The sequence below is a fragment of the Serratia sp. AXJ-M genome, assembly GCF_046531865.1.
In the GTDB taxonomy this organism is placed as follows: Bacteria; Pseudomonadota; Gammaproteobacteria; order Enterobacterales; family Enterobacteriaceae; genus Serratia; species Serratia liquefaciens.
The window spans coordinates 4,058,773-4,082,700 of sequence record NZ_CP059394.1; the positions used below are offsets into that span (position 1 = coordinate 4,058,773).

Consider the following 23,928-nt stretch of genomic DNA (forward strand, 5'->3'; position numbering starts at 1 on the left):
GCAGTAATACATAACCGCCAATAACGCAATAAACCCTCTCCGAGTTATTGATTAAATAATATCTGGATCAATATCTTAGAATTGCAGTCTCCCCCTTCGGCTTTAGGAAAAACCCCATATACGCCTCCCGGTAGCTTCTATAGAAATGAAGGTGAACACCGTGACAAAACATAATTCAGGGCACTACATCGGCATGCCCACCGGGGTTCACCAGCATATCTCTACGTATTGATTGGAAGGTGCAAAATGATCGATAAAGGGCAAATGCTGAGCCGGCACGATTTTTCTAAGGTCAATTGGGGCATTCTGACGGCAGCGGCGCTGCTGTTAACCATTGGTGCGGCGCTGCTGTTGCTGCCGCTGCTGAGCAATATGGATGAAAATGCAATACTGACCCTACTGCAAACCGGCGCAGCCACTATTGTACTCGGCTGTATTCTTCTGGCGCTACGCCACTATCTGCGGCCAGCGGTGACTTACCGTCTGTACGAACATGGCGTTAGGGTGATAAACCAACATAGTCACAAAGAACGCTTTATCCCCTTTGAAAAAATTGGGGATATTTATCGTTTTCGCGGCGGGCGCCTGTTTGGCGGGCTATTCGACGTAATGGCATTTCGTGCCTCGGCTGAACACCCCTGGTACCCGGTGTTCAGCAACCTGTCTCACTCCTGGCGGCTGGCGGATACCATTATTAATCAGCAGATCCAGCAACGTGGGCCGCTGGCGCTGAATGCGTTGTATCAGGGGGAAGTGCTGTCGTTTCACTATCTCAGCTGCGGAGCTCGCTGGCTGAATCATTTATTGCCCGGAAACCGACAAGGAAAACAGGTTCAAACGCTACAGTTGAGCGCAACTGCGGTTATCACGGCACAAGGATCAATCCCGATTGAACAGATCCGTGAACTCGAGAATAATCCACGACGTGGCACCATTCGACTGCTGGATAACCAGGGGAATGCGTTGTTTACGATAGGGTATTTTTCGCTGCTCAGCGCAGACCTGTTTGTCGCACTGTTAGAGCATATGATCTACAGCCGCATCCCCGCCTACCATAACCGGCGGTGACGCGGCCGAAGTTTTAACGCAGAGGTTCGTTTTCCGTCTGCAGGCGCATGGCCCCAGGCGGTAAACCAATTTGCAAAACGACAGGTTGGTAATTGGCTTGCTCGCCGAGACGATGAGCCAGACCACGCGCCAGAATAAAAGCCAGGCCACCGCCAAGCAATGCACCGAGCGCGGCAGAAGCGTCAGTACCCAGCCAGTATTGCAACAGGCTGCCACCCAGCATCATTCCCACCAGCGGCGTCAGATAAACCAGCATCGCAGAACGCAGCAAGCTGCCTTCTGCAATGCCTACTTCGACGCGTTGACCCGGCTCGAGCGGCTGCTCAATGCGTACCTGCAGTTGGTGTTCGGTTTCCGGCACCAATTCGTTTAACGCGCGCGCACCGCATCCAGAGCGAGCAGTGCAGCTGCCGCATCCGGCTTTAGGTTCACAACGCAACAGCGCCACGCCCTGTTGCCACGAGACGACCGTGGCCCACTCTTTCATCATTGTGGTGATACCTTGAAGGAAATACTGTCTGCAATACGTTTGGCCGTTGCCGGCGGCAATTCGCCAACAATGGTAATTTCATTGCCGTTACGCACTTCGGTTTGAATCGTGCGTCGACCCTGACGATAATACTGCTGGCCCGCACCGCTACCCGCAGGGCTGATATTGACCGAGAAGCTGAATAAACCATCGCTGTAAAGCCGTGACTCTACCGGCTCTGTCACATTCGGCAGTTTACGGCGATTACGCGCCACCTCGTCCACCCCAGCCGGTAACCAGCCCGTGCTCCAGCTCAGCTTGATTTTATCTACCGCAGGCAGCGACAGCAATGGTGGCAGGTTAGCTTTGATCAGCCCTTCCATCACGCCCTGCACTTGCGGCCCGACCACGAACGAAATCACCCGATATTGCTCCAGCGTTTCACCGTCGCGATCGATCAGATCCACCCGCAGTGGCAGCTTGGTATCTTCGTCCATCCAGACTATATAGCTATAGCGTGAGCCATCACGCGCAACCACGCGAATCACTTCGCAGGGACGATCGGAAATACGGGTGCTGCCAACGGAGATGAAATCGTAATATTTCGCCAGGCGGCTGAAATCGGCATAAACAATCGCCGGCAACGCATCGACGATATGATCGCCGGACAGCGTAAAGGGTTCCAAACCGGGTTCGAAATAGCTGATCCCGCCGCCGCGCTGTAACACTTCACGACGTGGACCATCCATATGCAGCAATTGACCGAGCGGCAATTGATCGATCACCGCATGACGATAACGCAGCGATTCAATCCCCTGCTTGCTGATGCTGATATAGGCGAGTTCATAATTGAGCGAACGGCTGGCACTGCTCATCTGTTGCAACAACGCCCCGGACGCAGTGGGCTGCGCCGGGGCGATGCTTGAGTAGAGCAGGCTGCCCGTCAATAGACAGACGGAGAACCAAATTTGCTTCATTACTGCTGTTGCATTCCTAAAGACTGAGTTCCGGGAACCTGAACGGCAGCCTGTTGTGGTGTGCTTTGCTCAAGCTGCAGCTGATCAGAATGCAAACGACGTTGCAACTCATAATCTTGCAGCATAGCGTTAATGCGTTTGCGCTGTTCCTGCACCTGCTGCTGTTGTCCGCTGCCGGTAGAGAAACTGTCTGCCGGCACGCCGAGGCTAACCGGTGACGCCTGCCCCATGATTGGCAGGGTAGTGAACGCTGGTGATTCAGCGGCAGCCGATTGCTCAGCCGGCTGGTTGTACTGCTGAACGCCGACAATCACCGCGAGCGACACGCAGGCCGCCATGCCAATCTGTGTGATCTGGCTGGCCCAAGGACGAACTTTGTCCCAGAACGGCATTTTTTGCCAGGTGTGCGGTTGCGGCTGAGACTCCGGCACGGCAGAAGGAACCAGACGTGCGGGTTCTTTCTCAAGTGCAGCAGCAACACGATCTGCGATATCGAAATGCATGACTTGCCCGATATCACCCCGTAGTGTGTCACGTATCAGGTGATAGCTCTGCCAGCTTTGTTGAAGCGCCCTGTCTTTAGACAATGAACTCAGTAGCTCGCTGTCGAGCGATTCTCCATCCATCAGAGCGGAAAGCTTTTCTTTCTGCATGCCTAAGTACCCTTCCTGTGTCCGCCATTGCTAACGTTGAATCAGCGGTTGAACTTTATTATCGATAGCCTCCCTGGCGCGGAAAATACGCGAACGTACGGTTCCGACCGGGCAATCCATGATGGCCGCTATCTCTTCGTAGCTTAGACCATCCAGCTCCCGCAGGGTAATCGCCATGCGAAGATCCTCAGGGAGAGACTCAATGGTACGGAAAACTATCTGTCTCAGCTCTTCTGACAACATTAAGTTCTCAGGGTTCGAAATTTCTTTCAGTGCACCCGCACTTTCGTAATTTTCGGCGTCGTTGGCATCCACATCGCTGGATGGCGGACGACGGCCCTGAGCAACCAAATAATTCTTTGCCGTGTTCACGGCAATTCGATACAACCAGGTATAGAAAGCGCTATCCCCACGGAATGATTCCAGTGCGCGATAGGCTTTAATAAACGACTCCTGCACCACATCCGGCACATCGCCCTGCGGTACATACCGGGAAACCAGACTCGCAACTTTATGCTGGTAACGAATTACCAGTAAGTTAAACGATTTCTGATCGCCCTTTTGGACCCGCTCAACCAGAACTTGATCCGTTAACTGCTCGCTCATCCGAGGTAAACTCTCCCCAAATCCGTCTCCACGCGTAAAATTGTACTGCCAGCCATACATTATTTTCCTGAGCAAGCACTCGCTTGGAGTTCATACAGAACGCGAAGTTCCGTATTGCCATTGTTTTTTATGTTGATGTCACCCATCCGTGGCTTTTGCCCGGACAATTAGGCTAACATGAATTTCACTCTTCTTCTGCACACATCATACGTTATGCAACCATCATCTGAACATGTTAGCGATGTACTGATCGTCGGCAGCGGTGCTGCGGGCTTGTCACTGGCGTTGCGCCTGGCGCAGCATTGCAAGGTTACCGTACTCAGCAAGGGGCCGCTCAACGAAGGCGCCACATTCTATGCCCAAGGCGGGATCGCCGCGGTTTTCGATGAAACGGACAGTATTGCCTCACACGTTGATGACACTTTAATTGCCGGAGCCGGCCTGTGTGACAGAGACGCCGTTGAGTTTATCGCTGGCAATGCCCGCCACTGCGTGCAGTGGTTGATTGACCAAGGGGTCTTGTTCGACACCGAAGTCAACGCTCAGGGCGAAGAGCATTACCACCTGACGCGGGAGGGGGGGCACAGCCACCGCCGTATCCTGCATGCCGCTGATGCTACAGGTAAAGAAGTAGAGACCACACTGGTAGGGAAAGCAAGCGCCCACCCCAATATTTGCGTGATGGAACGCCGCAATGCGGTCGATCTGATCACCTCCAACAAAATCGGCCTGCCGGGCACCCGCAGAGTCGTCGGCGCCTACGTCTGGAACCGCGAACTGGAGCAGGTAGAAACCTATCGTGCCAAAACGGTGGTGCTGGCAACCGGCGGTGCAGCCAAGGTGTATCAATACACCACCAACCCGGATATCTCTTCCGGAGATGGTATCGCCATGGCCTGGCGCGCAGGATGCCGGGTCGCCAACCTCGAATTTAACCAGTTTCACCCGACCTGCCTGTTCCACCCGCAGGCACGTAACTTCCTGCTGACCGAAGCCTTGCGCGGTGAAGGGGCTTATCTGAAGCGCCCGGACGGCAGCCGCTTTATGCCCGATTTTGACCCACGAGGCGAACTGGCACCACGCGATGTCGTTGCCCGCGCCATCGACCACGAAATGAAGCGCCTGGGTGCGGACTGCATGTATCTGGATATCAGCCATAAACCGGCTGAATTCATTACTCAGCATTTCCCAATGATCCATGAAAAACTGCTGACGCTGGGTTTCGATCTGACTACGCAACCTATCCCTATCGTACCCGCCGCGCACTACACCTGCGGCGGCGTAATGGTCGATCAGCATGGCCGTACCGATCTGGATGGGCTGTATGCCATTGGCGAAGTCAGCTATAGCGGCCTGCATGGCGCCAACCGCATGGCGTCCAACTCGCTGCTGGAGTGCTTGGTTTACGGCTGGTCAGCGGCAGAAGACATCAAGATGCGTCTGCCGTTTATCAAGTTGGCGAAACAGCTGCCGCAGTGGGATGAGAGCCGTGTGGATGACGCGGATGAACGAGTGGTCATTCAGCACAACTGGCATGAGTTGCGACTATTTATGTGGGACTACGTGGGTATTGTGCGCACCACTAAACGGTTGGAGCGTGCACTGCGCCGCATCAATACGCTGCAGGCGGAAATTGATGAGTACTACGCCAACTTCCGTATCTCCAACAATTTGCTGGAGCTGCGAAATCTGGTGCAGGTGGCGGAATTGATCGTACGCAGCGCCATGGCGCGTAAGGAAAGTCGTGGGTTGCACTTTACGCTGGACTACCCCGATATGCTGCCGGAAGCGCTGCCGACCATACTGCAACCCTAGCAGCGACACCGCAAGGGCGCCCACTGTGGCGCCCTTTTCATTTCAATAGAACAAGTAGAAATCGGTAATCAAACGGCGGAACGCTTCGGTGTAACTGCCATCAGCCAGCTTGATCGCCAGGCTTTGCGCCGCTTTTTGTTCCGTCGGTTGACGGGTCAGGGCCAGCAGCACGCGATGCAACGGCGTATCAGCACGATCGCTGACGTTCAGCCGTTGCGCAGTATGCCATCCACGGCGTTGTGCATTACTTTCAAAGGCCTCACCAATATCATGCGGCAGCACTACGCAAAAATTCCCCTGTGGGGCAATCAACCGTTCCGCGCTTTCCAACAAAGCATCGTGGGTAAGCGTTTCAGTATAACGCGCGTTGTGACGAGCCTGGTCCCGGCAGGCGACTGCCGGCTCAAAATATGGCGGATTGCTGACGATCAGGTCGTATTGGCCGGCATGGTGCTGGGCATAATGATGAATGTCCTGCGCATGCACCCGGATACGCTCAGGCCAAGGCGATTCCTGCACGTTGTCACGCGCCTGCGCGGCGGCAGCCTCGTCCAGCTCCACGGCGTCAATCAGCACGGACTCGGCTGAACGCTGTGCCAACATCAGCGCGATCAGTCCGCTACCGCTACCGATATCCAGCACGCGTTGCGCCTGTGCCAAGGGCGCCCATGCGCCGAGCAGCACGCCATCGGTGCCCACCTTCATTGCACAGCGATCGTGAGCAACAAAAAACTGCTTAAAGGTAAAACCACCGCGACGCGGGGTGAAATTTGCTTTCGATTGAGTACTCACAATAACCACCTGAAGACAAAACTGGCGTAGCATAAGGCAATCTGATTTTTGGGAAAAGAGATGCTTTCCGCTTAAATAGGTGAAGAACGCGGCCAACCCGTCTATAATCGGCGCCCCAAGTAGAGGTAGACCATGACAGTAACCAATTTTTCCGAACTCGAACTCGATGAACGCCTGATAAACGCCCTGCGCGATAAAGGCTACGAACGCCCAACCGCCATTCAAGCCGAGGCGATCCCGCCTGCGATGGATGGGCGCGACGTATTGGGTTCGGCGCCAACCGGCACCGGCAAGACCGCGGCATTTTTGCTGCCGGTATTGCAACATCTGCTCGACTTCCCACGTAAGAAGTCCGGCCCACCGCGCGTACTGATCCTGACTCCGACGCGCGAGCTGGCGATGCAGGTAGCCGATCAGGCTCGTGAACTGGCTGCTCATACTTCGCTGGATATCGCCACCATCACCGGCGGCGTCGCCTATATGAACCACGCGGAAGTCTTCAGTGAAAACCAGGACGTGGTGGTCGCGACCACCGGCCGCCTGCTGCAGTATATTAAAGAAGAAAACTTCGACTGCCGCGCAGTAGAGACGCTGATCCTCGATGAAGCCGACCGCATGCTCGACATGGGCTTCGCGCAGGACATCGAAACCATTTCCGCCGAGACCCGCTGGCGTAACCAGACCCTGCTGTTCTCCGCGACGCTGGAAGGCGATGCCATCCGCGAATTCGCCGAACGCATTCTGAAAGAACCGGTAGAGGTCGAAGCCGATCCGTCACGCCGCGAACGTAAAAAGATCCTGCAATGGTACTACCGCGCCGACGACGTACAGCATAAAACCGCTCTGTTGGTGCACTTGCTGCAGCAACCGGACGTGCAGAAATCCGTTATCTTCGTGCGCAAACGTGAGCGTGTGCATGAGCTTGCCGGCTGGCTGCGCGAGGCAGGCATCAACACCTGTTACCTCGAAGGCGAAATGGTGCAGGCCAAGCGCAACGAAGCGGTAAAACGTATGATGGACGGCCGTGTGAACGTGCTGGTCGCAACCGACGTTGCTGCGCGAGGTCTGGATATCCTGGATATCACCCACGTGTTCAACTTCGACATGCCGCGCACCGCAGATACCTATCTGCACCGTATCGGCCGTACCGGTCGTGCCGGGCGCAAGGGCACCGCAATTTCGTTGGTTGAAGCACACGACCACCTGCTGCTGGGCAAAGTGGGCCGTTATCTGAACGAGCCGCTGAAAGCACGCGTGATCGATGAACTGCGTCCATCAACCAAAGTGCCAAGCGAAAAGAGCAACGGCAAGCCTTCGAAGAAGGTTCTGGCCAAACGCGCGTCAGACAAAGAAAAAAATAAAGAAAAAGCCAAGGTGAAAGTACGTCATCGCGATGCGAAAAACGTAGGCAAACGCCGCCAGCCAAAGGCCAAGCCTGAGGGCAGCGGCGCGAAGTAATACCGCCGCAGTGAATAAAAACCGCCTCCTTTTCTGCAGGCGGTTTTTTTATGCCCCGTTACTGCTGTCCGTATTGCGCCACCTGTTGATGGGCTTTCAACCAGGCGTTCAGTTGACGATAGCGATCGCGCATTTCTTCATTCTGCAATGCCGTCGGCGTCTGCGATAAGTAGAACTGGAAGGCCACGCCTTGCTGATTGCGCGCTTTGGCGTCCGCCCCCGCCTGCAACAGCATCAGCGCCAACTGCGGCGCATTGATTTTTGCCGCCAGGTGCAAAGGCGTATCCCCCAGCCGATCGCTAAGGGTGACATCGGCACCGGACACCAACAGCAGCCGTACTTGCTCCTCCCGCCCCGCCAAGACTGCCGCTGCCAGCGGCGTAGCACCGGTCACCGCATTGCGCGGGTTCAGCGGCACTCCATGTGCCAACAGCAATCGCAGATACTGCGGGTCCTGCACCGCAGCGGCGGTATGCAGCGCGCTATTGCCATCCAGGCCCGGAGTGGTCGCATCGGCCCCCAACGCCAGCAGCGAGCTTAGGCTTTGCGTTTGCAGCGACAGTATGGCCCATTGCAGCAAAGTGACCTGACGGTCCCCCTGTTCATGCAGGCGCGCCTCAGTTGCCTGTTCGGCAATCCCGTTGGTGTCACCACGCGCCACTGCCTGAGCCAGTGCCAGATTGCTGCGCCCGTTAAACGGAGAAATTTCCTGATTCATCTGTTGTTCCTTAGCCATCATCAGCAAACCGGCGATCGCGATTACCGCCAGCGTGGCGACCATTAACGTCTGCCATAGGCGCCGCCGTTCAGGCATTGGCCTTCGTCTCCCATGGCTTTTGCTCCGCCATCGAGCCGATCACCTTATCAATCCCATGAGCAGTCAGGCTGCGATCCAGGTGCTTGCTCGGGCGCCAGTCGTCAATGCCGCTCAGGGTGTCGTTATTGGCCAGCATGATTTTATGCCCAATGGCATCCGGGATCAGCGAAGTGGATTCCTGCGTGCCGGTCAGCATGTCGTATTGCTCGCTGTAACGGCGGATACCACCGGCTTGTGCATCCTGCTTCGCCGCTGCCGGATCGATCCCCATACGATTCAGCGTATAATCGGAAACCCCGGCAGCGTTAAAAGTCACCGCCACCGTGCCCGTTGCCAGCGCTGCCGTAGCCGCCAGACCGCCGCCCAGCGAATGACCGGCGATCACCAGCGCATCACCAAAGGCTGCCTTGGCGCTTTTCGCAAGGGATACCGCCTGATTGTACTGCACATCGTCATAGCCGGTCGCCTGGCGCACGTTGCTCAACCAGTCGCGCATATCATTGGTGCCGGCGAAGGCCAACACATACTGCTGATTATCACTGTAGATCCCGGCCTGAAAACCCGACGCCGCATCCTGCAGACTGGCAGGATCAATGCCGACCCCCAGCAAAGCATCGGCACTCAACCGATTGAATCCCTCTACGCCCTGACTGCCGGTGCTGTAAACGTCTTTAGCCAGTAACGCCAGCGTATAGTCCCCCTTCTGTGGCTGCTGACCGCGTGTCACGCCCTGATTCGCCGCCGCCGGCGCTGCTGCCGACAAATCGCTAACCAGCGTGTTCAGCAGGTTCTGGGCATTCAGGCTATTCTGGGAAAGCGTGGCCGCTGGGGCCTTTGATGCCGAGGGTTCAGTAGGCTGGGAAGGATCCAAACGCTCTGGCAGCGTACGCGTTGCCGGGGGCTGAATCGCCGCAGGGCTGACCGCAGAGGTAAAACTCAAAGACATACTCATGCCGACTCCTTGTCGATAGACTTATCAATGCCGCACCTCATTGGGTGCTGATGTAGCTATCGGCAGGTCGGAGCAGTTCTGTAATGAGAAGAATTATCTTTGCGAGGAATGTGATCCGGATTCACTTTCTGGCCGTTGCAGCAAGAAAAAAGGGAGCCGAAGCTCCCTTATTAAGCGTGCGTAAAATTACAGACTTTCTGTAAAAGTACGTGTAATCACGTCACGCTGCTGTTCTGGCGTCAGCGAGTTGAAACGCACTGCATAGCCGGACACGCGGATGGTCAGCTGCGGGTATTTTTCCGGATGCTTAACCGCGTCTTCCAGAGTTTCGCGACGCAACACGTTCACATTCAGGTGCTGACCACCTTCTACGCGAACGGTCGATTGCATTTCCAATGGCACTTCACGGTACTCGATCTGGCCCAGTTCGCTGACCGGTACCACCTGATCTTCCGCATAGTTGGCTTTAGCGCAAACGCAGCGGGCTTCTGATGTTTCGTCGTCCAGCAGCCAGAAAGAGTTCACCAGCGCCTGGTCGTTCGCTTTAGTGATTTGAATACCAGTAATCATTTTGTTGCCTCCGTACAAGGGCGAAAAATTCTACTTCGAAAGAAAACCCAATGTTGGTTTCGGCCATTTGGTAAAACCATTGTTGTCTTGTTGTTCTGTATACCAGTCTGGCCGGGGCAATTCTTTGATTAAAGTCAATTTTCACGGGGTACCCACAGAGCGAGAATGGGCAAGTTTATGTTTTATGTCAATTTTCCCTGTAGAGCACATCGCAATTATTTTTGTAAATTTTAAAAAATATTTATATGCAAGAGCGCGGCGGAAAAAGAAAAGCAGGTTTCGCTGCGTGGCACTAAACGGTAAGCTATGCCCAGTGAATTGTTAACGAAAACAAAGGAGAGCGTTTATGTCCACCTCCCTCACCTGGCATGATGTTATCGGCAAGGAGAAAGAGCAGCCCTATTTTCATGAAACGCTTGCCTTTGTTGCCGCTGAACGCCAGGCCGGTAAGACCATTTACCCACCGCAAAAAGACGTGTTCAACGCCTTTCGTTATACCGAGCTAGCGGACGTGAAGGTGGTAATCCTCGGTCAGGATCCCTATCACGGCCCGAATCAGGCCCACGGGCTGTCCTTTTCAGTGCTCCCTGGCGTACCCGCTCCCCCTTCGCTGGTAAACATGTACAAAGAGCTGGCGACGGATATCCCGGGCTTTGAGCGCCCCAGCCATGGCTACCTGCAAAGCTGGGCGGAACAGGGTGTGCTGTTGTTAAACACGGTATTGACCGTTGAAGGCGGCCAGGCGCACTCCCACGCCAAACTGGGCTGGGAAACCTTTACCGACAGAGTGATCGCCGCGCTGAATGAAAACCGCGAAGGCATCGTGTTCCTGCTCTGGGGATCGCATGCGCAGAAAAAAGGCAACTTTATCGATCGCAACCGCCACCACGTGTTGAAAGCGCCACATCCATCGCCGCTTTCCGCCCACCGAGGGTTCTTGGGCTGTCGCCACTTCTCGCAAACCAACCAACTGTTGGAACAGCAGAGGCTGGCGCCTATCGACTGGCTACCGCGACTGCCGCAGGCATAACCCAGACGCAAAAAAGGCACCCGCAGGTGCCTTTTCCTTATTGAATTCGGCTTAAGCCTTGGCTTTGGAAACCGCCACCATCGCCGGGCGCAGCAGGCGACCATTCAGCGTATAGCCTTTCTGCATCACCATCATGACGTGGTTCGGCTGGTGATCGGCAGATTCCATCAGGCTCATTGCCTGGTGCACATCCGGGTTGAACGGCACGTTAATATCACCAACGATTTCAATCCCGTACTTACGCACAACGTCCTGCAGGGACTTCAGCGTCAGCTCGATACCTTCAATCATCGCCGTCAGTTCCGGATTGTTTTTATCCGCCAGTTCCAGCGCGCGCTCCAGGTTATCCAGCACCGGCAGCAGATCACCGGAGAACTTCTCCAGCGCAAATTTGTGTGCTTTTTCGATATCCAGCTCGGTGCGGCGGCGGACGTTTTCCATTTCCGCTTTGGCACGCAGCAGGCTGTCGCGTTCATGCTGCTGGGCTTCGGCCAGTTGAGCTTCCAGCTCAGCAATGCGCTCATCCCGCAGATCGACGCCCTCAGCCGCTTCCGGCAAGACTTCCTGCTGTTCCATTTCTTCCGAGACTTGCTCGTTTGGCGTCTTCTGTTCTTTACTACTCATGAATATCTCCGCGTTTTAGCATTAATCTCGCAACTTGGCTTATTATGGGGATCAAAACCGGGGTTTCAAGTCAACCGGTCACAATGTGGGGCATAAACTGGTCCCGGTGAGGAAAATCACAACAATGAATAAAAAATTCGCCTGTATTGGCATTGTTGGCCACCCGCGTCACCCTTCGGCGCTGGCAACGCATGAGATGTTGTTTCACTGGTTAGTCGCCCGAGGCTATTCAGTGATGATTGAACGCCAAATCGCTCAGGATTTGGGGTTAAAAGATGCGGTTACCGGCAGCCTGGCGGATATTGGCCAAAAGGCCGACCTGGCGGTAGTGGTCGGCGGCGACGGCAATATGCTCGGCGCAGCCCGCGTTCTGGCCCGCTACGACATCAAGGTGATCGGCGTTAACCGCGGCAATCTCGGCTTCCTGACCGATCTTGACCCCGACAACGCACTGCAACAACTGGCCGACGTGCTGGAGGGCGAATACATCGATGAACAGCGCTTCCTGCTGGAAACCATCGTGCACAAAGAGAACCAGCAGTGCCGCATCAGTACTGCTATCAACGAAGTGGTACTGCATCCGGGTAAAGTGGCGCACATGATCGAGTTCGAAGTGTATATCGACGATCGCTTCGCCTTCTCGCAACGCTCTGACGGTCTGATTATCGCTACCCCGACCGGTTCGACTGCCTATTCGCTTTCTGCCGGCGGCCCGATCCTGACGCCATCGCTGGAAGCCATCGCGCTGGTGCCGATGTTCCCGCACACCCTCTCGGCCCGCCCGTTGGTGATCAACGGCAACAGCACCATTCGCCTGAAGTTTTCGCAGATCGGCAGCGATCTGGAAATCAGCTGCGACAGCCAGATCGCGCTGCCTATCCAGGAAGGCGAGGAAGTATTGATACGCCGCAGTGATTTCCATTTGAATCTTATTCATCCAAAGGACTACAGCTATTTCAACACGTTAAGCACCAAACTGGGCTGGTCTAAAAAATTGTTCTAAAAATATCGCCAGCCCCTTTACTGTATATAAAACCAGTTTATACTGTATGAAACTACAGTTATGTGTTTATACACAGGAAGGTTCCCATGCTGGCGCAATTGACCATCAGCAATTTTGCTATCGTTCGTGAGTTGGAAATTGATTTTCAACCGGGTATGACGGCGATTACCGGTGAAACCGGCGCCGGTAAATCTATCGCCATCGACGCGCTGGGGCTGTGCCTCGGCAACCGCGCCGACGGTAACGTCGTCCGGCTGGGGGCCGCCCGTGCCGATATCTGCGCCCGTTTTTCACTGGCAGATACCCCTTCTGCACGCCAATGGCTCGAACAGAACCACCTGGACGACAGCGATGAGTGCCTGCTGCGCCGGGTCATCAACGCAGACGGCCGCTCACGCGGCTTTATCAACGGCACTTCCGTGCCGCTTTCGCAACTGCGCGAACTCGGTCAGTTGTTGATTCAAATCCACGGTCAGCATGCCCACCAGTTGCTGCTCAAGCCCGATCACCAGAAGCAACTGCTCGACGCCTATGCCGACGAACCTGCCCTGTTAGCGCAGATGCAACAGGCTTATCAGCGTTGGCACCAAAGCTGTCGCGAACTGGCCCATCATCAGCAACAGTCCATCGAACGCGACGCACGCCAACAGCTGCTGCAATACCAATTGAAAGAGCTGAACGAGTTTGCGCCCGTGGCCGGTGAGTTCGAACAGATAGATTCGGAGTTCAAACGCCTGGCCAACAGCGGCCAATTGCTGACCATCAGCCAGCAGACCCTGCAATTGCTGGCTGACGATGAAGAAAACAACATGCTAAGCCAGCTTTACACCGCCAAACATCTGCTGGTTGAGCTGGCCGGCATGGATGAGAAACTCAGCGGGCTGCTGGACATGCTGGAAGAGGCGTCGATCCAAATCAGTGAGGCCAGCGACGAACTGCGTCACTATGCCGATCGCATGGATCTGGACCCCAACCGCCTGCAAGAACTTGAACAGCGTCTGTCGCGCCAAATTAACCTGGCGCGGAAACATCACGTTGCGCCAGAGGAACTGCCACAGCTGCACCAACAGATGCTGGATGAGCAGCAGTTGCTGTCGCAGCAAGAGAACGACCATGAACACCTTAACGAGGCTGTCACTCTGCATCATCAGCAAGCGCTGCTGTTAGCGGAGCAATTGCACCAGAAGCGCCAGCACTATGCTGCAGAGCTGACCACGTTGATTACCGACAGCATGCAGGCCCTCTCCATGCCGCACGGCAAATTCAATATCGACGTCCGCTTCGAGCCGCAGCATTTGAGTGCTGAAGGGGCCAGCCGCACCGAATTCTGTGTGTCCACCAACCCAGGTCAACCGCTGCAAGCGCTGGCGAAAGTGGCATCCGGTGGCGAACTGTCCCGCATTGCGCTGGCTATCCAGGTGATTACCGCTCGCAAGATGGAAACCCCGGCGCTGATTTTCGACGAAGTGGACGTCGGCATCAGCGGCCCGACGGCCGCCATTGTTGGGCGCCTGTTGCGTCAACTTGGAGAATCTACCCAAGTCATGTGCGTCACCCACCTTCCACAGGTGGCCGGTTGTGGGCATCAGCACCTGTTTGTCAGCAAGCAGACTGACGGCACGGAAACCGAAACGCAGATGTCACCGTTGGATAAACGTGCTCGTTTGCAAGAATTGGCGCGCCTTCTTGGCGGCAGTGAAGTCACCCGAAACACCCTGGCGAACGCAAAAGAACTGCTTGCTGCATAGAAAAGCTCAACTTTTTTACTTTCCTGAGGTCATATTGGGGCCCTGTAAAGGTTTCCAACTGCTGCAAGGTCTATTATCATCGGCATCCTATGCCCTAAAGGAATGTGATTACTATGCGCTGTAAAACGCTGACTGCCGCCGCTGTGGTTCTTGTGATGCTGACTGCAGGCTGTTCTACTTTTGAGAAGGTGGTTTACCGGCCTGACATCAACCAAGGGAACTACCTGACGTCAACCGACGTAGCTAAAATCCAAAAAGGTATGACCCAGCAACAGGTCGCTTATACATTGGGAACCCCAATGCTGCAGGATCCGTTCGGTACTCAGACGTGGTTCTATGTGTTCCGCCAGCAGCCGGGTCATGAAAATATCACCCAGCAAACTCTGACGCTGACCTTTAACAGCGCGGGCGTATTGACGGATATTCAGAACAAGCCTGCGCTGACCAAATAATCAGTACAGGAACTGTCGTCCGGCCCGTGAGGGACGAATCAAGTTCTTCATGACAGTCACAGGCTGCAACTCGGAAGATAAAATTCTGATAAAAAATAAGGCGCACTCAGCGCCTTATTTTTTTGCCTTCTCTGCCCGTTGACGGCGCAGCTCTTTGGGATCGGCAATCAATGGGCGATAGATTTCCACCCGGTCGCCATCATTGAGCACATCGCCCAACTTGGCCGGTCGGCTATAAATGCCCACCTTGTTACTTTGCAAATCAATGTCACTGCGCAGTTCCAGCAATCCGGAGGCCACAATCGCCTGCTCAACATTGCTGCCCTCTGCCAGTTTCACGTTGCGCAGATACTGACGCTCCGGCAAGGCATAAACCACCTCAACCCGTATCTCAGACACTGTAAACCTCTTTCGCCCGCTGGGTGAATGCCTGCACCATATTGCCGGCCAACTCTTTAAATACCTTGCCGAACGCCAACTCGATCAGTTTGTTGGTAAATTCGAAGTCCAGGTGCAGCTCAACCTTACAGGCTTCCGGGCTGAGCGGCGTAAAATGCCAGCCCCCCATCAACTTGCGGAACGGGCCGTCAACCAGTTGCATATTGATGCTCTGGTTATCCAGCAGCGTATTGCGCGTGGTAAAAGTTTTGCTGATACCGGCTTTGGCAACGTCCACCGCGGCGGTCATTTCATTGTTGGACGCGTTAATCACCCGGCTACCGGTACAACCTGGCAGAAAATCGGGATAAGAATGAACATCGTTAACCAACTGATACATCTGCTCGGCGCTGAACGGCACTAACGCAGACCGACTGATCTGGGGCATATCATTTCCTGTGAGACACAAAACATACAAATCATACCATTTATCTATCGGCAAACAAAAAATCTGCTATGCAAGACAGGAGCCAAAAATGCGAAAAATTGCGCAGGTGCTGAGCGGTAAAGGATTTCTTTCGCTGACGCATCCAGTATAATGAACGCACTATGACAAAGAAAAAAGCTCACAAACCTGGTTCAGCCACCATTGCGCAAAACAAGCGAGCACGTTTCGAATACTTCATTGAAGAAGAAATCGAGGCGGGCCTGTCCCTGCAAGGGTGGGAAGTCAAATCGTTGCGTGCCGGCAAAGCCAACCTCAGCGATAGCTACGTGACCTTCCGTGACGGTGAAGCCTATCTTTTTGGCGCCACCATCACGCCGCTCAGCGTGGCTTCATCGCATGTGGTCTGCGACCCGACACGTACCCGCAAACTGCTGTTGAACAAGCGCGAGCTGGACTCGCTGTTCGGCCGCGTTAACCGCGAAGGCTATACCGTTGTTGCCCTGTCCATGTATTGGAAAAATGCCTGGGTCAAGGTCAAAATCGGCGTAGCCAAAGGCAAGAAAGAACACGATAAGCGCGATGATATCAAAGATCGTGAGTGGCAGACGGCGAAAGCCCGTATCATGAAGCACGCCAACCGATAAGCCTCTGGCTTAACGGGTTAAACTTCTGGTATACTGCACAAAGTTACTTGGGGCTGATTCTGGATTCGACGGGATTTGCGAAGCCCTAGGAGCATGCCGAGGGGCGGTTGGCCTCGTAAAAAGCCGCAAAAAAATAGTCGCAAACGACGAAAACTACGCCCTAGCAGCTTAATACCCTGCTAAGAGCCCTCTCTCCCTAGCCTCCGCTCTTAGGACGGGGATCAAGAGAGGTCAAACCCAAAAGAGATCGCGTGGATGTCCTGCCTGGGGCTGAAGCGTTAAATCCAATCAGGCTAGTTTGTTAGTGGCGTGTCCATCCGCAGCTGACCGGCGAATGTAAAGATTGGACTAAGCATGTAGTGCCGACGGTGTAGTAATTTCGGACGGGGGTTCAAATCCCCCCAGCTCCACCAAATGATGATCCGGGTATTACCAGATAAGTCCGGAGAAGTACGGAAAGCCCGCATCCCACCTAGGTTTGCGGGCTTTTTTGTGTCTGTAGTAGTCCGAGAACATCCAGCTAAATCCGGGATTTATTGGTATACGTTTAGGTATACGTTAAAATGTATGCCATAAACGTATACCAATTATGGAAGAATCCTTACATGGCGCGGACTACACGCCCCCTCACACATACCGAAGTACAGAAAGCCAAAGCCCTCGAGAAAGACCTCACCCTGCATGACGGTGACGGACTGTTTCTGTTAGTCAAAACCACCGGCAAGAAATTGTGGCGTTTCCGCTACCTCCGCCCCGGCACCAGTTCACGAACAATGGTTAGCCTCGGTGCCTACCCTGCCCTGTCACTTGCCGATGCCCGGCAAATACGTACCGAAAAGCTCGCGATACTGGCGAGAGGCATTGACCCACAGACTAAAGAGGCGGTAGAAGCAGAACAGAAGCAGGTAGCCCAAGAAAGCATTTTCCTGAACGTGGCAAAGCAATGGTTCGCGTTGAAGCAGGCCAGTGTTAGCGTTAAGCATGCTGAAGACATCTGGCGTTCTCTTGAAAAAGACATACTGCCATCTATCGAAAATGTCCCAGTTCAGGACATCAAAGCGCGTTTGCTGATCCAAGTGCTGGAACCTATCAAGGCCCGTGGTGCATTAGAGACCGTTCGCCGATTAGTGCAACGCATCAACGAAATCATGATCTACGCCGTCAACACTGGCTTGATTGATGCAAATCCAGCTTCTGGTATCGGTAACGCATTCGAACGGCCTAAGAAGCAGCATATGCCGACCATACGGCCCGAAGAACTACCTAAACTGATGCGTACAATCTCGATGAGCAATCTATCGATACCTACCCGCTGCTTGCTTGAGTGGCAGTTGTTGACGCTGATACGCCCTGCTGAAGCCTCCGCAACCGCATGGGCAGAGATCGATATTGAGAAACGTGAGTGGCATATCCCAGCGGAACGGATGAAGGCTAAGCGTGAACATATCGTTCCACTGTCAGAGCAAGCACTAGAGATACTCGAAATCATGCACCCTATAAGTGGTGGGCGTGAACATGTATTCCCAAGCCGTAACGACCCGCGTAAGGCCATGAACAGCCAGACAGCGAACGCTGCGTTAAAACGTATAGGTTATGGCGGGAAATTAGTCGCACATGGTTTACGCTCCATAGCGAGTACAGCTATGAATGAAGCAGAGTTTAACCCAGATGTGATCGAGGCAGCACTTGCTCACAGTGAAAAAAATGAAGTTAGACGAGCCTACAATCGTTCAACTTACCTTGAACAACGAATCGACTTAATGACTTGGTGGGGAGGACTGGTCAAATCTATGTAAAACAGCCCATTGCCATATCAGCTTACTTAAGCTAGTCTAATTCCCATCTTTACGCGTAGGTTTATAAGTTAGTAAACCTTGTCGGGCGATTAGCCAGACATACAGTATTGAGGACACTTAGGGTTGCGCAAAAGCACTTCTCTAACGATCCTTAATCAGGAGCGTTAGAGAAGTCTTTTGCGCATCCTTCAGGTAAAGATAAAAACAAAGCGATTTCGCTTTGTTTTTTTATGGAGATTTGGAATTGAGCGTAATAAAAGGTCATGAAAACTTCGAAAATGTGATCATCGATGAGTTTATTGCCTTGTCTGCGACCAACTTCACAGTATCATTAACTCCTTATAAAATATTTATTTGTGGCGGTGAGACTAACAGCGGGTCATTGATCCCGAAAAGTTTGAGAGACCGAATAATAGAATATTTTGAAGTTAACGATGACGAGGAACTTTCCAAATCTTTTGTGATGGCCGAAAGTTTCAAGGATTATTTCAGAGAGAATATATATACTGATCTTTTCTGTTTTGAAGATGATATCGCAAGGCTTTCCACGCTAATTATTATATGTTTAGAAAGTCCAGGGTCTTTAGTTGAGCTTGGTATGTTTTCTAACATTAGTGATCCAAAAAAAATATTAATATTCGCTCCAGACGAACACGTACAAGCAGAAGATTCCTTCATATTCTTAGGGCCACTTTCATACCTAAAGAAAAAGGATAAAGAGTCCGTTCATATATTCCCTTGGCCGAAAGACGATGTATCGGAATATGCAGATTTACCTTTGGTTATTGAATGTATAAAAAATAGAGTAAAAACAGCCAGCAAAACCACAAACTTCATAGATAGTAACCATGCACACATAGCCATACTAATTTATGACATTATCCATATTTTTTATCCAATTAAAGACTATGAAATTGAACTTGTTTTAATGTCTCTGGATATTGAGTTAGATGAGGGAACGCTTAAAAGACTATTGTATCTTTTGCAATCAATGTCTATGATCGGCAAAAAGAAATATAGCAACATTACTTTCTATTACCCTCAAGAAAACAAGAAAAGAATATTCTTTGGTAAAGACAAGAGTGGTAGGGTAAAAGAATATAAAGCAATGAGGCTTCGTGCCGTGCAGTCCTTTGTTCTTTCTGATGATGAGTCATCTCGAAAGAGAAAGTTAGCTCTAACAGCAATAACGAAAATGATCAGTGAGGAGAAAATTAAATGAATATACTCAGTCATTTATCAGAGGTTTTCTTTATGGATGGAACCTCCCTGAGAAGCTTCATATATACAGCCCCTCGTCGATATAAAAAGTATCCTATACCAAAAAGAAATGGTGACGGTAATCGTATTATCGCACAACCATCAAAACAAATAAAATCACTACAAAAATACACTATCAATCTACTTTCTGATTACTTAAAAGTACATCATGCAGCGCACGCATATGTTTCAGGGAAGAGTATAAAAACAAATGCCGCAGCTCATCAGAGAAACACATACATTCTAAAAATGGATTTCAAAGATTTTTTTCACTCGATAACCCCAGATTTGTTTTTAAAGGTATTAATTAGCAGGATCAATGAAAATGAAATAACAGATGAGGATTCCTTTTTAATTTCAAATTTATTTTTTTGGAAGTTACGAGGAAATAGCCCACTACGATTAAGTATTGGGGCGCCAACATCCCCACTAATATCAAACACAATAATGTATGACTTTGATGAAGAAATGACTGACTATTGTCACGATTTAAATATCATTTATTCACGCTATGCTGACGACCTAACTTTTTCATCTAATGAAAAGGACAGCTTATCGACTATATCTACAATGGTTCGACGAACATTAATAAAACACTTCAAACGAAAAATAAAAATAAATACAGAAAAAACCATTTTTTGCTCCAAAGCTATGAACCGTAATATCACCGGAGTGGTAATAAATAACAACAACGAGTTATCATTGGGAAGAAAAAAGAAAAGAATGATTAGTTCTCTTGTGCATAAATTCTCATATAGTCTTCTTACGCAAGATGAGATGAATTATTTAAATGGAATCCTTAGCCACGCACATTACATAGAGCCAAAGTTCATTGATCGATTAAAATTAAAGTACGGCGAAGATGTTATTATAAAAATAAAGCGTTCAATTACTCACTCCTGAACCTCCTACAGCCAATCAAGCAAGTGGACTTTAGCAAGCCCGCGCGCAATCCTCCCTCGCCTACGCGCTCTGACTTTATCATGCACATTTCATGCATAACTCAGAGGCCCTGTAAGCCCTTGTGGCGCGGGGGTTCAGCTGTTTTGAGAGGAGGTGGATTAATGCAAAATCATGCACCCTATGCATGCACGCACAGTTTGAGGCAGGCTAGCCAGAAAAAAGGTTGTTTTCACGCTTGGGGAACGGTAAAAGCCCCGCAGCAAAATCAGCATTGCAGCGGAGCCAGTTCAATCAGTGAAGTGTTGGATTTTGGCTATAACGGCGGTAGCGATTTAATGTCCTTTTTTCCGGCGGCGGTAAATCTTCACTGGTCACCGTCTCCGCTTGAATCGGTTGACATAAAATCTTATCGACGCTCTCTATTGTTTTAAACGTGCAGGAGCACACGATGTTTTGGCACTGGTAATAGGCCTCTTTCGTTTGTTCCGTGACATAACGGCTGGTTCGGGTATAAGACGAATGAGTACACAGTGGGCAACGCATCATGATTTGGCCCCTTTCTGCTGCAAACGCTGGCGTTTTTCCGCCAGTTCCCTCGCAACCTTCATCCGTGTCATGGGGCTATTTTTCAGTTCCGGCAACACCCCCGTCTCAGTCGGGATCGTCAGACCGATGTCATTGAGCACCGGGTGTTCGATGTTCTGTAGCGCTGTGGCCGCAGTAACACGGCCACTCAGCGCCCCCAGCAGGCGTTTTTCAAGCATTTCCTGCGGGTCGCGCCAATACACGCCGTAAGCCTGTTTCGCCAGCGCGCAGGCATTAATCACCTCGGCGCTGAGGATGGCGGCATTGAGGGCATCGACGGCCTTATCCATAGCATGTTCGGCAAAGGCCTTCAGGGCCGCTTCGTGCGCCGTCACCACTTCCGGGGCTGTTCTGCCGCAACTGAGGTGAAGCTGCATTTTGTCCAGCTCCATTTCTTCAACCAGACCGTCGAACTCTTTCGCCAGCTCCCGTTTGGAAATCCGGCTGTGATGCTGCGCTTGCAGTTCCGGGGTCATTTCCCCGCGCAACTTACGAAACAGGGTGCGCCACTGGCTTTCTGCCTCGTGACTTTCCACCTCTGTGTCTTTCTTCTGCTGATGGCAACGGGCGATCCCTGTAATGACCTCTGTCAGCGCCTGATAGTTTTTGTCGTGGGCGGCGCGGGCATCATGCAGGGCTTGCAGTTTGTCGTTGATGTACTTGGGTAATGCAGTTGTGCTCATGGGATTATCTCCGGTGTCAGTCAATGTGAAGCTATTCTGCTGACTGCCGTACAACATCGCCATTCATCCCGGTTGGACTGTCCGTAGGACAACAGCCCTAAGAACTGACTGTAAAACCACCAATGAGATTTTAGTTCTTATAAAAACTATTCACTACTGTTCACTTTAATAAAAAAGGTAGTTAAATCAGTTAATAAAGTAGTGACTAGTTTATCTAAAACTATTCACCCAGTGTTCACTACTATTCACTTTTCTAAAAAAGACCTTTTCTCTGGCTAGCCATGGTTAGATTTATTTTTGCTGTTCCTGCCTATTTATAAATTGCTTATTGATTGCTGAGAGCTATGAGCTAAAGGTGAGGAAGTACGAGGAGGGGTGGGCTAGTGCAACTTAATGCAATTCTTTGTTTTTACGTGCAATTCCTTAGTCCGTCACACAACAACACCTTGTTGCCAACCGGGAAAATATTCACATAATAGAGCGCTACCAGACGAACCCACACAGCGCCGGTGAGATCCCACCGGGCATAAACGAGGTAGCATTCCATGTTTGCAGTTGCCACACAGACCCCTTCCACTCTCTCGCCCGTCCCGGTTGATTACACGCCACGCGATCGCTTCATTCGCCTGCCGGAAGTGCTGTACACCACCGGGCTTTCACGCTCTACCGTCTACGAGATGATGACCCGCAAGCAATTCCCGGCCCAAATATCCCTTGGCGGCAAAACCGTGGCATGGCTCGAATCAGAAGTCGAAAGCTGGATGGCTGGACGTATCGCCAACCGTCATCAGGGGGCCACAGCATGATGCGGTTAACCTTTGGTCGCCAGCACTTTACCTTGAGCGACAACGACGCACTGTTTGTGGCGGAAGCCATCCTGTTGCAACGCAAACAGCCGGATATTGCCTTACCGGAACACCGCAGCGATAAGCACGGCGTGATCCGCCTGGCCAGTAGCCAGGCCGAACCGCGTCTGTTCCGTGCCGTGCCGGTACCGCTTACCAGCGCCGCCGCCGATACCCACAACGACCAGCTTACCGACTGTTGATCACTATGCGATCGATTGAACGTCCGGGGACGTCTTACGGCTTGCCCCCACGTCCGGCCCTGCGCTATAGTCCCCCCGCTGTCGCACAATCGGCAGCCGGGCGTGAGAACCCGAGTTACTCAATGGCGACACCACACGCGCCAAGCGTGTTTTTTTTCGTCGCAGCCTTAGTGCGCTCATTTTTTGCACAGTGGTTTCTATGCTACTGTGGTTATCAAACAATGGTGGCTCAGGCGGGGCAGCCTTCGGGCTGGCCGGTATTCATTGAGGCCGGTTTCTCACCCCCGTCTGGGCTGCCACCCTTGCGTGAGAACTTCGGTGGTAGCAATAACCATTACTCAATGGAGGCTGCCACTATGGCTACGACCCTCACCCCGACTCACCCTGAATTCTGTTTCCTGTTTGCGGCCATTCGCCGTACTGCCCTGACGGCAACCCCGTGCATGCTGCGCACCGTGGCGGATTCTGAGCACAGCGCCCGCCGCCTGCTGGCGCGTGACTACATTTTGTCGTTTGCGGGCCGTCTGCCCGTACAGGGGGTGTCATGAATACGCTGGCCGCCCGTTTCCACAGTGAAACCTTCTACCCTATCCCGCATGCTGATTTCCTGCGTCTTCAGCACGCGCATTCTACCGGCGTGCTGTTCCTCGACATGCTGGACACGCTCGAATCGACCGGTCAGCGCCCGGACGCCACTCAAAAAGCCGCCTTTGCGTCGGTCATTGCGGTACTCACTGACCAGCTCGGGCAGGTCGTCAAAACCTGTGACTCCCACATTCTCGCCAGCATGGAGGCTTCTGCCGCATGAACACCCCACAGTCTTGTTTACCCGTTGAAGTCCGTACCGCCGTTTACCGCCGCGCCTTGGCCCATGCCTATCTCGATACCTGCGCCTTTTACCGGGTGACCCCCGGCTACACGCTGGATGAGCTGCAAATGGCGATAGCGATGGACATTGAGGGCTACTTTGTTCGCCAGCATGGGCCGGAGGTGGGCATGGACATGGCCTGCACCATGCTCAGTGACATGGTGCAGCCGGATATTCTGGTGGCACCGCCGCGCCTGACCACGCTCGGCCAAAAGATGATGGATGAGCTGTGCTGTGGCCGGATGGCCGTCACCTGTAACACCACCGTGCACTGAGGGGCA

Annotated in this window: 28 protein-coding genes, 1 other RNA gene and 1 pseudogene; 17 read left to right on the plus strand and 13 right to left on the minus strand. The window is 52.6% G+C overall.

The window, feature by feature from the left end; all coding sequences use genetic code 11:
- Nucleotides 1–246 precede the first annotated feature (246 nt).
- Nucleotides 247–1,085: pseudogene (locus tag H0S68_RS18990) on the plus strand (hypothetical protein).
- Here the strand turns inward: H0S68_RS18990 and rseC are convergent.
- Genes rseC through rpoE form a run of 4 tightly spaced genes read right to left on the minus strand, consistent with a single transcriptional unit; the run spans nt 1,082 to nt 3,773 of the window.
- On the minus strand, nt 1,082–1,558 hold the full coding sequence (gene rseC, locus H0S68_RS18995) for a SoxR-reducing system protein RseC (protein ID WP_046372820.1): 477 nt from the start codon (nt 1,556–1,558) through the stop codon (nt 1,082–1,084). The pseudogene H0S68_RS18990 and the gene rseC sit on opposite strands and share 4 nt — an antisense overlap.
- Nucleotides 1,555–2,514, minus strand: coding sequence for a sigma-E factor regulatory protein RseB (rseB, locus tag H0S68_RS19000; protein ID WP_020828260.1), 960 nt, complete (start codon nt 2,512–2,514; stop codon nt 1,555–1,557). Before rseB ends, rseC begins: the two co-directional genes overlap by 4 nt.
- The gene (gene rseA, locus H0S68_RS19005; protein ID WP_128865105.1) at nt 2,514–3,167 is read right to left on the minus strand and encodes an anti-sigma-E factor RseA; all 654 of its coding nucleotides are present in this window, start codon (nt 3,165–3,167) and stop codon (nt 2,514–2,516) included. Before rseA ends, rseB begins: the two co-directional genes overlap by 1 nt.
- A gap of 30 nt (nt 3,168–3,197) precedes the next feature.
- A complete protein-coding gene (rpoE, locus tag H0S68_RS19010; protein ID WP_012146382.1) occupies nt 3,198–3,773 on the minus strand; it encodes an RNA polymerase sigma factor RpoE in 576 nt (191 codons plus the stop codon).
- A gap of 213 nt (nt 3,774–3,986) precedes the next feature.
- On the opposite strand from rpoE, the gene nadB reads away from it, so the two are divergent.
- Nucleotides 3,987–5,588: an L-aspartate oxidase gene (nadB, locus tag H0S68_RS19015; RefSeq protein WP_410528954.1), complete on the plus strand. Its 1,602-nt coding sequence runs from the start codon at nt 3,987–3,989 to the stop codon at nt 5,586–5,588.
- Nucleotides 5,589–5,630: 42 nt separating this feature from the next.
- On the opposite strand, the gene trmN is transcribed toward nadB, so the two are convergent.
- Nucleotides 5,631–6,413, minus strand: coding sequence for a tRNA(1)(Val) (adenine(37)-N(6))-methyltransferase TrmN (trmN, locus tag H0S68_RS19020; protein WP_128865106.1), 783 nt, complete (start codon nt 6,411–6,413; stop codon nt 5,631–5,633).
- Nucleotides 6,414–6,512: 99 nt separating this feature from the next.
- Between trmN and srmB the strand changes: the two genes are divergently transcribed.
- On the plus strand, nt 6,513–7,838 hold the full coding sequence (gene srmB, locus H0S68_RS19025; RefSeq protein WP_020828264.1) for an ATP-dependent RNA helicase SrmB: 1,326 nt from the start codon (nt 6,513–6,515) through the stop codon (nt 7,836–7,838).
- 58 nt (nt 7,839–7,896) lie between these two features.
- Here the strand turns inward: srmB and H0S68_RS19030 are convergent, their stop codons facing one another.
- The 3 genes from H0S68_RS19030 to grcA form a co-directional block, all read right to left on the minus strand.
- Nucleotides 7,897–8,652, minus strand: a complete 756-nt coding sequence (locus tag H0S68_RS19030) for an ankyrin repeat domain-containing protein (RefSeq protein WP_410528955.1) — start codon at nt 8,650–8,652, stop codon at nt 7,897–7,899.
- Entirely contained in the window at nt 8,645–9,607 is a 963-nt protein-coding gene (locus H0S68_RS19035; RefSeq protein ID WP_410528956.1) for a phospholipase, read from the minus strand. Before H0S68_RS19035 ends, H0S68_RS19030 begins: the two co-directional genes overlap by 8 nt.
- 186 nt (nt 9,608–9,793) lie before the next feature.
- Nucleotides 9,794–10,177: an autonomous glycyl radical cofactor GrcA gene (grcA, locus tag H0S68_RS19040; protein ID WP_020828267.1), complete on the minus strand. Its 384-nt coding sequence runs from the start codon at nt 10,175–10,177 to the stop codon at nt 9,794–9,796.
- 346 nt (nt 10,178–10,523) lie between these two features.
- On the opposite strand from grcA, the gene ung reads away from it, so the two are divergent.
- A complete protein-coding gene (gene ung / locus H0S68_RS19045) occupies nt 10,524–11,207 on the plus strand; it encodes a uracil-DNA glycosylase (RefSeq protein ID WP_410528957.1) in 684 nt (227 codons plus the stop codon).
- A 51-nt stretch (nt 11,208–11,258) separates the two neighbouring features.
- Here ung and grpE read toward each other — a convergent pair whose 3' ends face one another.
- Nucleotides 11,259–11,831, minus strand: coding sequence for a nucleotide exchange factor GrpE (grpE, locus tag H0S68_RS19050; RefSeq protein ID WP_020828269.1), 573 nt, complete (start codon nt 11,829–11,831; stop codon nt 11,259–11,261).
- A 124-nt stretch (nt 11,832–11,955) separates the two neighbouring features.
- On the opposite strand from grpE, the gene nadK reads away from it, so the two are divergent.
- The 3 genes from nadK (at nt 11,956) to bamE (ending at nt 15,034) form a co-directional block, all read left to right on the plus strand.
- Nucleotides 11,956–12,834, plus strand: a complete 879-nt coding sequence (gene nadK, locus H0S68_RS19055) for an NAD(+) kinase (RefSeq protein WP_020828270.1) — start codon at nt 11,956–11,958, stop codon at nt 12,832–12,834.
- Between the two features lie 86 nt (nt 12,835–12,920).
- Nucleotides 12,921–14,582, plus strand: coding sequence for a DNA repair protein RecN (recN, locus tag H0S68_RS19060; protein ID WP_410528958.1), 1,662 nt, complete (start codon nt 12,921–12,923; stop codon nt 14,580–14,582).
- Between the two features lie 113 nt (nt 14,583–14,695).
- A complete protein-coding gene (gene bamE / locus H0S68_RS19065; protein ID WP_012146393.1) occupies nt 14,696–15,034 on the plus strand; it encodes an outer membrane protein assembly factor BamE in 339 nt (112 codons plus the stop codon).
- Nucleotides 15,035–15,148: 114 nt separating this feature from the next.
- Here bamE and H0S68_RS19070 read toward each other — a convergent pair whose 3' ends face one another.
- Nucleotides 15,149–15,433, minus strand: coding sequence for an RnfH family protein (locus H0S68_RS19070; RefSeq protein WP_020828272.1), 285 nt, complete (start codon nt 15,431–15,433; stop codon nt 15,149–15,151).
- The gene (locus H0S68_RS19075; RefSeq protein WP_020828273.1) at nt 15,426–15,860 is read right to left on the minus strand and encodes a type II toxin-antitoxin system RatA family toxin; all 435 of its coding nucleotides are present in this window, start codon (nt 15,858–15,860) and stop codon (nt 15,426–15,428) included. The genes H0S68_RS19070 and H0S68_RS19075 overlap by 8 nt, the downstream gene beginning before the upstream one ends.
- 161 nt (nt 15,861–16,021) lie before the next feature.
- On the opposite strand from H0S68_RS19075, the gene smpB reads away from it, so the two are divergent.
- The 5 genes from smpB (at nt 16,022) to H0S68_RS19100 (ending at nt 20,463) form a co-directional block, all read left to right on the plus strand.
- On the plus strand, nt 16,022–16,504 hold the full coding sequence (smpB, locus tag H0S68_RS19080) for an SsrA-binding protein SmpB (protein ID WP_020828274.1): 483 nt from the start codon (nt 16,022–16,024) through the stop codon (nt 16,502–16,504).
- A 49-nt stretch (nt 16,505–16,553) separates the two neighbouring features.
- Nucleotides 16,554–16,917: a transfer-messenger RNA gene (ssrA, locus tag H0S68_RS19085) on the plus strand.
- Nucleotides 16,918–17,109: 192 nt separating this feature from the next.
- Complete coding sequence (locus tag H0S68_RS19090; RefSeq protein WP_410528959.1) at nt 17,110–18,300, plus strand: integrase domain-containing protein; 1,191 nt, start codon at nt 17,110–17,112, stop codon at nt 18,298–18,300.
- Between the two features lie 244 nt (nt 18,301–18,544).
- Complete coding sequence (locus H0S68_RS19095; RefSeq protein WP_410528960.1) at nt 18,545–19,522, plus strand: retron St85 family effector protein; 978 nt, start codon at nt 18,545–18,547, stop codon at nt 19,520–19,522.
- Nucleotides 19,519–20,463 carry a retron St85 family RNA-directed DNA polymerase gene (locus H0S68_RS19100; RefSeq protein WP_410528961.1) on the plus strand — a complete coding sequence of 315 codons (945 nt, stop codon included), beginning with the start codon at nt 19,519–19,521 and terminating at the stop codon, nt 20,461–20,463. The genes H0S68_RS19095 and H0S68_RS19100 overlap by 4 nt, the downstream gene beginning before the upstream one ends.
- A 291-nt stretch (nt 20,464–20,754) precedes the next feature.
- Here H0S68_RS19100 and H0S68_RS19105 read toward each other — a convergent pair whose 3' ends face one another.
- The gene (locus H0S68_RS19105; RefSeq protein ID WP_410528962.1) at nt 20,755–21,009 is read right to left on the minus strand and encodes an ogr/Delta-like zinc finger family protein; all 255 of its coding nucleotides are present in this window, start codon (nt 21,007–21,009) and stop codon (nt 20,755–20,757) included.
- Nucleotides 21,006–21,731 carry an NAD-dependent aldehyde dehydrogenase gene (locus H0S68_RS19110; RefSeq protein ID WP_409443763.1) on the minus strand — a complete coding sequence of 242 codons (726 nt, stop codon included), beginning with the start codon at nt 21,729–21,731 and terminating at the stop codon, nt 21,006–21,008. Before H0S68_RS19110 ends, H0S68_RS19105 begins: the two co-directional genes overlap by 4 nt.
- 545 nt (nt 21,732–22,276) lie before the next feature.
- Between H0S68_RS19110 and H0S68_RS19115 the strand changes: the two genes are divergently transcribed.
- From H0S68_RS19115 to H0S68_RS19135, 5 genes are read left to right on the plus strand one after another with little or no spacing between them, the layout of a single operon-like run.
- Nucleotides 22,277–22,537 carry a helix-turn-helix transcriptional regulator gene (locus H0S68_RS19115; protein WP_261139260.1) on the plus strand — a complete coding sequence of 87 codons (261 nt, stop codon included), beginning with the start codon at nt 22,277–22,279 and terminating at the stop codon, nt 22,535–22,537.
- The gene (locus H0S68_RS19120; protein WP_410528963.1) at nt 22,534–22,779 is read left to right on the plus strand and encodes a hypothetical protein; all 246 of its coding nucleotides are present in this window, start codon (nt 22,534–22,536) and stop codon (nt 22,777–22,779) included. Before H0S68_RS19115 ends, H0S68_RS19120 begins: the two co-directional genes overlap by 4 nt.
- A 5-nt stretch (nt 22,780–22,784) precedes the next feature.
- Nucleotides 22,785–23,327, plus strand: coding sequence for a host cell division inhibitor Icd-like protein (locus tag H0S68_RS19125; RefSeq protein WP_410528964.1), 543 nt, complete (start codon nt 22,785–22,787; stop codon nt 23,325–23,327).
- A complete protein-coding gene (locus tag H0S68_RS19130; protein ID WP_128865649.1) occupies nt 23,324–23,587 on the plus strand; it encodes a hypothetical protein in 264 nt (87 codons plus the stop codon). The genes H0S68_RS19125 and H0S68_RS19130 overlap by 4 nt, the downstream gene beginning before the upstream one ends.
- Nucleotides 23,584–23,922, plus strand: a complete 339-nt coding sequence (locus H0S68_RS19135) for a DUF5375 domain-containing protein (protein ID WP_262017097.1) — start codon at nt 23,584–23,586, stop codon at nt 23,920–23,922. The genes H0S68_RS19130 and H0S68_RS19135 overlap by 4 nt, the downstream gene beginning before the upstream one ends.
- Nucleotides 23,923–23,928: the final 6 nt, after the last annotated feature.